Annotated in this window: 5 protein-coding genes and 2 pseudogenes; 6 read left to right on the forward strand and 1 reads right to left on the reverse strand. The window is 41.6% G+C overall.

Annotated features, from left to right (window positions below; translation table 11 throughout):
- Positions 1-400 precede the first annotated feature (400 nt).
- The 6 genes and pseudogenes from BHV83_RS18005 to BHV83_RS18030 form a co-directional block, all read left to right on the forward strand.
- Positions 401-901, forward strand: a pseudogene (locus BHV83_RS18005) (RNA polymerase sigma-70 factor); the annotation flags it as partial.
- A gap of 214 nt (positions 902-1,115) precedes the next feature.
- On the forward strand, positions 1,116-2,057 hold the full coding sequence (locus tag BHV83_RS18010) for a FecR family protein (protein WP_122115649.1): 942 nt from the start codon (positions 1,116-1,118) through the stop codon (positions 2,055-2,057).
- Between the two features lie 212 nt (positions 2,058-2,269).
- The gene (locus BHV83_RS18015) at positions 2,270-5,581 is read left to right on the forward strand and encodes a TonB-dependent receptor (protein ID WP_286757855.1); all 3,312 of its coding nucleotides are present in this window, start codon (positions 2,270-2,272) and stop codon (positions 5,579-5,581) included.
- Between the two features lie 17 nt (positions 5,582-5,598).
- Positions 5,599-7,080 carry a RagB/SusD family nutrient uptake outer membrane protein gene (locus BHV83_RS18020; protein WP_046451592.1) on the forward strand — a complete coding sequence of 494 codons (1,482 nt, stop codon included), beginning with the start codon at positions 5,599-5,601 and terminating at the stop codon, positions 7,078-7,080.
- A 12-nt stretch (positions 7,081-7,092) separates the two neighbouring features.
- Positions 7,093-8,472: an FAD-dependent oxidoreductase gene (locus tag BHV83_RS18025; protein ID WP_195421951.1), complete on the forward strand. Its 1,380-nt coding sequence runs from the start codon at positions 7,093-7,095 to the stop codon at positions 8,470-8,472.
- Between the two features lie 136 nt (positions 8,473-8,608).
- Positions 8,609-11,305, forward strand: coding sequence for a glycoside hydrolase family 2 protein (locus BHV83_RS18030; RefSeq protein WP_195600752.1), 2,697 nt, complete (start codon positions 8,609-8,611; stop codon positions 11,303-11,305).
- 79 nt (positions 11,306-11,384) lie between these two features.
- Here the strand turns inward: BHV83_RS18030 and BHV83_RS18035 are convergent.
- Positions 11,385-11,584, reverse strand: a pseudogene (locus BHV83_RS18035) (T9SS type A sorting domain-containing protein); the annotation flags it as partial.

Consider the following 11,584-nt stretch of genomic DNA (forward strand, 5'->3'; position numbering starts at 1 on the left):
CGAATCTTCAGTCGTTTGATCTGCAGGAAACGCAATAGGCCGATAACAAGAACAGTCGCCGCGATCACCCCGAAATACTGTACATAATCAGGATCGGCTTGTTTGCCAGGCCAACCGATTATGCTCATAACGATCAGGTAAATCAATAGAACTGCGGTTGTTATGTTTACTTTCTTCATCGAATCTTTCGTATTTTAAATACAAAATTAGAGAAAAAATATGATTTATGTTTGCCTTTGTTTCTATTTAACGGATATTTTGCTAACGCCTATGTTGACGACAGTATGGTTGTGGAAGATATTTGCTTTTGTCGTATTTATGGAAGGACCACTTTATAGTGTTTTTGATAGTTGGCGGAATGTATTTGTAAAATGTACATTCCAGAGAGATTGGTGAACGGAATGCCAACACATATGTAGGCGACAGTATGGTTGCGGAAGATATTGCGATCGAAAGCCTGATGTATTATTGGGAAAATAGGGGAAAACTTGCATCTGACTCGAATGTCCCGGCCTATATCCTGACCGTTATCAAGCACAAATGCCTGAATTACCTGCAACGTTTGCGTACGCGGGAAGAGATAGTCGAGTATTTGAAGGATTGTGACACTTGGGAACTGAATCTGCGCATCGCTACCCTCGAAGCTTGTAATCCTGAAAAACTGTTCTCCGACGAGTTGCAGTCGCTTGTCGATAAGGCGTTGGAAACATTACCCGAACAGACACGTGACATCTTTGTCCGCAGCCGCTACAACAACCAAAGCCATAAGGAGATCGCGGTAGCCTTGGGTATCTCGACGAAAACGGTGGAGTTCCACATTACCAAGGCTTTGAAAGTCTTGCGTGTAGCTTTAAAAGATTATTTCCCTTTACTGGCTTTCCTGCCAAAATTCTTTTGCTGATACTTGCCTGTCGATAATTGTCGGCAAGTCTGCTGACGGTTGTCGACAAAAGTCCGACTGGCGTGAAAAATTTTCGATATCTGGCGATAAATAAGCAAAAATGACGGGCAAATTCCAAGTGCATGGTGTCTGGTTGAAACTTTTTCTCAAAAAAAATCCCTTTTCCGTTAGGGATATTTCCTGCTTATTTGCTTTATAAACAGAAACGGAAAAAATGGAAAAAGAAACACTGTATAAATTCTTTGACGGAAAAGCTTCTCGTGAAGAGAAAGAAGCTGTCCGTATCTGGCTGGAATCCTCTCCCGAAAACGAGCAAATGCTTTTCAGAGAACGAGAGTTTTTCGATGCGATGATTCTGTCGGGTAGCACGAAGTCGGCTGGGACGGAAAAGAAATCCCGTCCTTTTTACCGGACTGTCTTGTTCGAAGCCATGAAGATTGCTGCTGTGTTTGCCATTACCATCGCCTGCGGAACGTATTTCTATAAGTCGGAAATCCGGAAGATAGGCGAGGCAATGAATACGATCACGGTTCCCGCCGGCCAGCGTGCCAACCTGACTTTGCCGGACGGCACGAACGTCTGGCTGAATGCCCGTTCTGAAATGCGCTACCCTGCCGCCTTTACAGGCAATAAGCGGGAGATATCCCTGGATGGCGAGGCTTATTTCGAGGTGACTCACAAGGGTGGCAAACCTTTTGTCGTCCGGACGGACAAATGTAATGTCGAGGTGTTAGGGACAAAATTCAACGTGGAAGCGTACAGCGACTCTGAGGATTTCTGCACGTCGCTGATGGAAGGTTCGGTACGGGTGTCGGATAAGAAGAAGCCGTCGGAGAGCTTGGTCTTGGCACCTAATCAACAGGTTTCTTGGATCAACGGACATTTGCAGTCGAAGCCGATTGCGGATTTTGATCCTTTTCGCTGGAAAGAGGGATTAATTTGTTTTAAGAGTATGCATTTTAAGGAGTTGATGTCTCGTTTTGAAAAATGCTACGGTATACATATTATTATAGAGAACCCTAAATTAGCCGATTATATCTGTAGTGGTAAATTCCGGATATCGGACGGTATAGACAAGGCACTGCGTATTCTGCAAAAAGATGCCAAATATACGTTTGAACGGAATAAAGATGAATCGGTCATCTATATAAAGTAATGTCTAATCTTAAAAGATAATGCCTATGATAAAGGAGAAAGGTTAACCTTTTATTGAGAAAAATGCCGACAAGTGTCCCCACACTTATCGGCATAGCTTAACACAATTATTTAACTGTATTAATAAACTTTATTTCCAAAGATATGAATAAAAAATCTTTGTCGATGTCTTATTCTGTAAAAAGATCTCGATGTAAACAATTTTTTAGAGTCATGAGAATAACCACTTTGTTATTATTCGTGTTCATTTTTTGCATGCACGCAGAAAACTCCAGTTCTCAGAATGTAAATGTTACGATCAAAAGAAGTAACACCGAACTTGAGAATGTGTTGAACGATATTGAGAAACAAACTGATTATCTGTTTATTTACAACAAGTTTGTGAATGTGGACAGAAAAGTGTCTGTTAATTTGAAGAAAGCCTCTCTGGAGGAAGTCTTGGCAAATCTGTTCGCCGGAACGGATGTGAAATATTCTGTCGATGGTTCATATATATTACTGTCCGCAGGTGGAACGACGACTACAATCCCTTTGTCAGCACAGCAGGGTAAAACGGTTAGTGGTGTGATTACGGATATCAATGGTGAGCCTATTATTGGTGCCAACGTGATCGAAAAAGGTTCAGAATCAGTCGGAACAGTGACGGATGTCGATGGTAAGTTTACCTTAGCGTTGGACAAGCCTACTGCAACGTTAGTCGTGTCTTACATCGGTTATCTGACTAAGGAAGTGCCTGTAGGTAGCCAGTCTGTTTTGAAGATTATCTTATCCGAAGATACCCAGAATTTGGAAGAAGTGGTTGTGATCGGTTACGGTTCGGTAAAGAAAAGCGACTTGACCGGTGCTGTCGGTTCCATTCAAGTTGATAAGGTGCAGGGAATCAGCGTGAAATCCGTAGACCAGATGTTGCAGGGACGTACGTCCGGTTTGTATATGGTACAGAATTCAGGAATGCCGGGTGCAAGTTCTACTGTCCGTATCCGTGGAGGTAACTCTATTTCCGGCGGTAACGAACCGTTGTATATCATTGATGGTATGCCTGTTTATCCGAGTGCGGATGCAAGCCAGACGGCATTAAGCCCGCTGAACTCGATCCCGACATCGGATATTGAATCGATAGAAGTTCTGAAAGATGCTTCTTCGACAGCTATTTACGGTTCCCGTGGTGCTAACGGTGTTATCATAGTAACAACCAAAAAAGGTAAAAGTGGAAAAACCTCTGTTGCGTTTGACGCCTACTGGGGCATTCAGAATATCTATAAGAAATATGACTTGCTGGATTCCCGTTCATTTGAGAAACTGGCAAATGAGGCATTGGTAAATTCCGGTGGGGCAGCAATTTATGATGAAAGTCTGACTCCAGCTACGACGGATTGGCAGGATTTGACATCCAATAAGAATGCCCTGACACAAAACTACCAGTTGACGGTTTCCGGTGGTAATGATAAAACGACTTTCTTGACTTCTTTCAATTACTTCAACCAGGAAGGAGTAATCAAAGCATCTGAAATGAAAAAATATGCTTTCCGAGCCAATATTGATCATAAGATCTCTTCAACGATAAATCTGGGATTAAGTCTGACGATGACGAAAGTCGACAATAACCGTGTTGGAAATTCTGTTTTGCAGTCCCGTTTGACTACGCCACCGAATTTGCCTGTGATGCAAGATGACGGAAGTTATACGTTTAGTGACAATAATGGCGTCATTACATTTGACAACCCGGTTGGAGTTATAAACGAAAAGGTGGATTGGCATACCAATTTCCGATCATTAAACAACGCATTTGTTGAGTGGAATATAATTAAAGGACTGAAGTTCAAATCTTCTTTTGGTATTGATATCGATTATGCCACCAACAAAAGTTATAATCCCCGTTCTGTTTATTCCGGTAGCCAAAAGAATGGAGAAGCCAAGAAAATCTCGAATAACACTTATACGTGGATTAACGAAAATATCCTAACTTATACGAATACATGGGGTGTACACTCTTTTACGGGTATGGTCGGATATACGCAACAGCAATCGGCCTATGATGGTTTTAATGCCGGTTCTTATGGTTTCTTGAATGATAATTTGCAGATGAATAATTTAGGATCGGGGACGACTTATACGGCTCCTGGATCTGAAGTTAAGAAATGGGCTTTGAATTCTTACCTGGCTCGTGTTAACTACACAGTGAATAATAAATACTTGTTGACTGCTTCTATCCGTGCAGACGGTTCATCCCGTTTCGGTTCGGATAACCGCTGGGGGTATTTCCCTTCTGCTGCTTTGGCATGGAGAGCTTCTGAGGAATCTTTTATTAAAGACTTGAATATCTTTAGTAATTTGAAACCTCGTGTAAGTTTCGGTATCACAGGTAACCAAGATGGAATTGGTACTTACCCTGCGTATGCTTTGTTGGGTTCGAATGGTTATGTGGCAGGTGGAGATAAGGTGACTGGCTATTATCCGTCGCAAGTTGCCAATACGAACCTGAAGTGGGAAACAACTGCCCAGTTCGATGCCGGTATCGATTTCGGCTTCTTTAATAATCGTTTGACTGTAGTTATTGATGGTTATTACAAGAAAACCCGTGATCTGTTGTTGAAAGTGAAAGTACCGGGGTCTTCAGGTTTCTCTTCCGGTCTGAAAAATATTGGAGAAGTCGAAAATAAAGGTTTTGAATTAGCGATCAATGCGACGCCGATAGAAGGTGATTTCACTTGGAATACGAGTTTGAACCTTACTTATAACAAGAATAAAGTATTGGATTTGGGTGATGTCTCATTTATTTATCCGAGTCAGCCAGGCCAGGATGAAACCGGAATACATTTGGGGCGTATCATACAGGTCGGACAGCCTTTAGGAACGTTCTACGGATATGTGTATGACGGACTTTTCAGTACGACGGATGACATAGCATCTTCTGCGCAGCCGACAGCTAAACCTGGCGATATCCGCTATAAAGATATTAGTGGCCCGGATGGTGTTCCTGACGGAGTGATCAACGATCTTGATCGTACGATTATCGGTTGTGCACAGCCAAAGCTTTTTGGAGGATTCAATAACACGTTCTCTTACAAAAATTTTGATTTGAATGTAAATACGATTTTCACGATCGGAAATGACGTTTATAACGGTACGAGAGTTACTATGGAGAATATGCAGGGATCAACAAATATGTTTGCTTCAACGATGAATTATTGGACGCCTGATAATCAAAATGCTCCGTTGCCACGTCCACTCCGTTCAAAGGCTGTAATGCGTGTTTCCAATCAATATGTGGAAAACGGTTCTTATCTGCGTTTCCAAAATATCACGTTAGGTTATAATGTGCCTACTGAATTTTTGAGTTTTACAAAGTATGTATCGGGATTACGGGTGTATGCTTCTTTGCAGAATTTCTTTACGATAACAAGCTATTTTGGTGATAATCCGGAAGTCAGCAAATATGGTCAGGATAACTTGGGAGCCGGATATGATGCATTCTCTTATCCGTTTGCAAAGTCAGTATTGTTTGGTTTGAATGTTAAATTCTAAAAGAGTCTAAGTAGTTTATGAAAAAAATAGCATTTATAATATTGAGTTCGGTCATGATGAACTCATGTATGGATATGAATCTGATACCGGAGTCTAATCTGAGTCCTGAAAACTTCTTTAAATCCGAAGAGGATGCAACAGCTGCTGTTTATGGAACGTATTCGGTTTTTACCGATAATGATATTTATAACCAGTTTTGGGAAGTATTGCAGAGTCAGGGTACTGATGATTGCGAGTGGAGTGGTGGGCGCACGACGACTAACCTGGACAAAAATGCTTTAGATAAATTTGAGTATGATGGGAATACGAATTTAGTTTACTCCGTTTGGATTAAGCACTATGTGGCAGTTAACCGCTCTAACTTCGCGATAGAAAATATTTCGAATATGGGGAGCGAACAGATAAGAGATGATGTCAGGAAGCGGCTGATCGGAGAAGCTAAGTTCCTGCGGGCGTTGGCCTATTTTAATTTGGTTCGCATATATGGAGGAGTCCCTTTAGTATTGAAGCAAACCACTTCGTTGGATGGCTTAGAAGTTCCCCGGAATACAGTTGACGAATGTTATGAACAGATTATCTCGGATTTGCAAGAAGCAAAATCTGTTCTTCCTGCTATCGGGCAACTTCCAGAGGGATATTTAGGACGGGCAACAAAAGGGTCCGCCTCTGCTATGTTGGCAAAAGTTTATTTGACCCGTGAAGATTATCAGAATGTAGTGAAGGAGACGTCGGAAGTGATGCAGATGGGATATAAATTATGGAAGAATTATGCTGATAATTTTGATGTGGAAAAAGAAAATGGACAGGAATCTATATTTGAAATCCAGTATAAGCGGAATACTCCGGGTGTGTCGGGTAGTAATTACAACGGATATTATCGTCCTCCGTTTGTCAATATAAATGGTTGGGTCGGATATGGAGATGATCCAGTGACACGTAATCATTATGAATGTTACGAGGAAGGTGATTTGCGTCGGGATGTAAATGTGCGTCTTTATACGAAGGAAGAGTATCCGAATATGTCTTCCAATTATGAGTTTCCTTGTTATGTAAATAAATTTCAGGATCCTTCGCCGTTGGCCGTAAGATCTCAAGGAGGAGAAAATAATTATCCGATATTGCGTTATTCGGACGTCTATCTAATGCGTGCGGAAGCCTTGAATGCAATAAATACTTCTGATGCAGAGGCGTATGAGTGCTTAAATGTCATACGTCGTAGGGCTTTTGGACTTAATATGAACGAGGCTTCTGCTATTGATATTAAGCTAGGATTGAGTAAAGAAGATTTCTTGGATATAATTCTTTTGGAACGTCGTAAAGAATTTGCATTTGAAGGACAACGTCGTTTTGATTTGGTACGTACGCATAAATTGAAGGAAGCCATGATGGCGCAGAATCCGACTATTGGTGCTGTGGTAGAGGAAAAACATTATCTGTTGCCTATACCTGTGACAGAATTGGATGCAAATAAGTTATTAGAGCAAACTCTGGGATGGTAAATTAAGTATTATATGAAGAGAAGAAGTTTTATCAGAAACATAAGTTCTTTAGGTTTGGCATCTGTAGCAGTGGGAACATCTTTTGCTGCAGAAACTCCTCAAAGTAACAGTTTGCCGGGAAAATCGAAAATACCGGTATATGATGGGTGGGACGTAATAGTTGTGGGGGGAGGACCTTCGGGATGTGCTGCGGCTACGGCTGCGGCACGCGAAGGTGCCAAAACTTTGTTAATGGAAGGAACTGGAGCCTTAGGTGGAATGGGGACTTCTGGCTTACTGAATGCGTGGTGCCCTTTTACGGATGGTGAGAAGATTATTTATAAAGGAATTGCGGAACGGGTTTTTTCCGAGTCAAAGAAAGGTGTTCCTCATATTCATTATGATAATTGGGTGCCTATAAATGGTGAATATCTGAAAGTCGTGTATGACGATTTGGTAACCTCTGAGGGCGTATCTGTTCTTTTTTTCACAACAATGGCTGCTGTCGAAATGAAACGTAAGGGGGTTGTCGATGCAATAGTTGTTGCTAATAAAGCAGGATTGTCAACTTACAAAGCTAAAGTATATATTGATTGTACAGGCGATGGTGATCTTGCGGCTTGGGCTGGTGCTGATTTTGTAATAGGAGATGAGAGTGGTTCCGTTCAAGAAGGTACTTTGTGCTTTACCTTGTCGAATGTCGACCCTTATGAGTTTTCTTTAATAGGGAATGTCCATACTAATCGGAAGGATGGTCCGATTCATTCTATTTATGGTAACCCTAAATACCCATTGGTGAAAGATAAGCACATGAATGACAAGTTAATCGGACCGGGTATCTTAGGATTCAATGCCGGTCATGTGACTGTTGATAGTACAGATCCAGTATCTTTGACTGAAGCAATGATAAAAGGACGTAAATTGGTAAGACAGTTACATGAAGGATTGGTCGAGTTTGAACCAAAGTCATTTGGTGCTTCTTTTTTGGCAAGTACGGCTAATTTGATGGGAATCAGGGAAAGTCGCCGGATAAAATGCGATTATACATTCACATTGGAAGATTGGCTCGCTCGTAAGGAGTTTGAGGACAGTATCGGACGTAACTGTTATTATATTGATGTCCATAAACAGGATGCAACCGTGTATCCTCGCTATAAGAAAGGAGAATCTCATGGAATCCCCTTTAGTTGCCTGACTCCTGCAGGTTTGAAAAATGTTATGGTTGCAGGACGTTGTATCTCGACGGATTCTTATGCTCATGGTAGTCTGCGTGTGATGCCACCGTCGCTTGTAACAGGCGAAGCAGTTGGTGTTGCTGCCGGTCAGATTTGTAAATCTAAATCTCCTGATATTCACAATGTCGATATTCAGCAGTTGAGAAAAAGGTTGAAAGAAGTCGGTCAGTTGATCTGATGTAAGTGGATACCCGTCTGTTATTTCCTGGTTTAAAAGGATCGGCAGACGGGTATATTATGTCTTGGATCGAGGATATATATCGATAAAATATTTGTACATACTGTTTTAAAGTTTTAATTTGACTATTGTAAATATGAAACAAATCGTTCTGATTCTATTTTTATGTATTGCAGGCTGTTCTTTTGTATGGGGGCAGGATGTAAATTATTATCGTAATCCTGATAGGATTTATCTGGATTCAAAAGATGGACACCAAGGTGCATTCCTTTGGAAAATGAAGAAGGCCGGAGATGTTACAGCTGGTGCGGAAGCCGTGTCGAAGCCCGGATATGAGACAGGTGACTGGATGCCGGCAGTTGTTCCGGGTACTGTACTTAATTCTCTTGTATATAACAAAGTATATCCCGAACCTTATTATGGATTGAATAATAAACTGACAAGTAATGTCATTCCGGACTTGTCTGTTGCCGGACGTGATTTTTATACTTATTGGTTCCGTACCGATTTTGTCGTTCCTGCTGATTATAAGGGGAAAGTCGTTTGGTTGCAGTTGGACGGGATTAATTATCGGGCGGAAGTCTGGGTGAACGGTCATTTATTGAGTAATATTTCCGGTATGTTTATTCAGGATTATGTGGATATAACAGAGTTTGCTCGTATTGGCGAAACGAACGCTTTAGCTGTGAAAGTCTATCCAGTCGATATGCCTGGAACTGTCAAACAAAAACAGTGGGGAGCTATAGGAGAATTTCATAACGGTGGTGACGGGAATATAGGGCTGAACACGACGATGCTGATGTCTGTCGGTTGGGACTTTACTTTCTTGGACGGTATACGTGACCGGAATACCGGCATTTGGAAAAGCATATCGTTGTATGCTACTGACAAAGCTGCGATCCGCAATCCGTTTATTCGTTCTGAACTTGCCAAGCCGGGATATGATAAAGCCGAGGAGACTGTCTCTGTCGAGGTTATTAATCCGACGACGGGGTCGGTCAAATGTGTCGTTGCTGGTGAAATAACAGGTGAAAATATTCGTTTTTCAAAAGAGATAAGCCTTTTCCGTGGAGAAACTCGTGAAATAGTCTTTACCCCGGAAGAATTTCCGCAGTTGAAAATTGATAATCCTCGGTTGTGGTGGCCGTTGTTTAAAGGTAAACCGGATTTGTATGAATTGAAGATGACAGTTTCTGTTAAAGGGCAAGTTTCGGATTCGTTGAAGACTCGTTTTGGTATTCGCGAAATTACATCGGATCAGAATACACCAGACAAATCCCGTCAGTTTTATGTCAATGGCAAGAAGATCTTTATCCGGGGAACGAACTGGATACCGGAAGGAATGTTGCGGCATTCGGATGAACGTACTTATGCAGAATTGCGCTATACCAAACAATCCGGTGTTAATTTGGTGCGTATGTGGGGAGGCGGTATTGCAGAATCCGACTACTTTTTCCAATTGTGTGACGAAATGGGACTGTTGGTCTGGCAGGAATTTTGGTTGACAGGCGATACGAAACATCCACACGACCAAGCTCTTTATTTGGCAAATGTGGAATCAACGGTAAAACGTTTACGGAATCATCCTTCTCTGGCTTATTATGTTTCTTCTAATGAAAGTACGGAAGTGGTGGGTGCAAAAGATCTGATTATGAAATTGGATGGTACACGCGGTTATCAGATGCAATCGGAATGTGATGGTGTGCATGATGGCAGTCCCTACAAGCAAGTGAATCCGATGCAGCATTATGAGAATACGGCCTCGCCACGTGGAAGCCGTGTGGATGGTTTTAACCCAGAGTATGGAGCGCCAACGTTGCCGACCCTTGAAACTTTACGGGAGGTGATGGATGAGAAGGATTTATGGCCGATCAATAAAGAGGTTTGGGATTATCACGATGGGGGAGGCTTCCATTTAATGTCCACTATGTATAAAGATCTTGTCAATAATTACGGAACCTCGCAGTCGATAGAAGAGTTTGCTAAAAAAGGCCAGTTGGTAGGAGCAATGAATTCAAAGACAATTTGGGAGGTTTGGAATTATAATAAGCTGGACTATGGGGATCGCTATTGTTCAGGGTTATTATTCTGGTATCATAATTGTCCGGTACGCCAGGTATGTGCCCGTATGTGGGATTGGTCGTTGGAACCGACGGCTTCACTATATCATACTCAGAATGCATTGGAGCCTTTACATGCGCAGTTTGATTATTTGAAGAATACGGTTTCGGTATGTAATGATTATTATCGGTCTTTTAAAAATTATAAGGTCAAGGCTGATGTATATGATTTGAATAGCAAGAAGGTCTTTTCTTACTCTCAACGGATTGATATCGGTGAAGATGAGGTGCTGAATGATTTGTTTAAAATCGATTTTCCATCAGATATAACCCCTGTGCATTTTATCCGGCTTGGTTTGTCGGATGAAAAGGGAAAAGAAGTAGCGTCTACGTTCTATTGGCGTTCCAATGCCGCTTATGAAGGAAAGGAAACTTTAACAGGACCAACCTCTTCCGGTTTTGAATCTCTGAATGATATGCCAACGGCCCGGCTTCAGACGAAGTACAAAACGAAAGAAGTTGATGGGCGGTATTATATTGAAGTTTCGTTGAAGAATACTTCTTCCCGGATTGCTTTCTTTATGCAACTTCAATTCCTGGATAAAGCGGGCAAGCCTGTTCGCCCTTCGTTCTATACGGATAATTTTTTTTCGTTGTTGCCAGGTGAAACGAAGCAGGTATTTATTGATACATCTGTGGATAAAGTTACAGAAGGCGAGTTTTCATTAACTGTCGGCGGATGGAATGTACAGCAGAAAAAATATAAGTTGTAATAGTTCATATTATATATAGGGTAAAGGCGGAATGTGAAGTGCGAGAATAAAGTACTTTTACATTTCGCTTTTGTCGTATTTATGGAAGGACCACTTTATAGTGTTTTTGATAGTTGGCGGAATGTATTTGTAAAATGTACATTCCAGAGAGATTGGTGAACGGAATAAAAACTTTGATATATCCTGCTTCCGGGATATTTTGCAGGTGCAGTTGGCCGTCTTTTATGAAAAAACGGAAATTCTCTGTATTGGGGAGCTCTATCTCTGTGCTTTGTTTGT

The organism is Parabacteroides sp. merdae-related_45_40, from assembly GCF_001915675.1.

Excerpts from the sequence above, each read along its gene's own strand:
- BHV83_RS18010 (WP_122115649.1), top strand. The coding sequence starts at position 1,116 with ATGGAAAAAGAAACACTGTATAAATTCTTTGACGGAAAAGCTTCTCGT.
- BHV83_RS18015 (WP_286757855.1), top strand. The coding sequence starts at position 2,270 with ATGAGAATAACCACTTTGTTATTATTCGTGTTCATTTTTTGCATGCAC.
- BHV83_RS18020 (WP_046451592.1), top strand. The coding sequence starts at position 5,599 with ATGAAAAAAATAGCATTTATAATATTGAGTTCGGTCATGATGAACTCA.
- BHV83_RS18025 (WP_195421951.1), top strand. The coding sequence starts at position 7,093 with ATGAAGAGAAGAAGTTTTATCAGAAACATAAGTTCTTTAGGTTTGGCA.
- BHV83_RS18030 (WP_195600752.1), top strand. The coding sequence starts at position 8,609 with ATGAAACAAATCGTTCTGATTCTATTTTTATGTATTGCAGGCTGTTCT.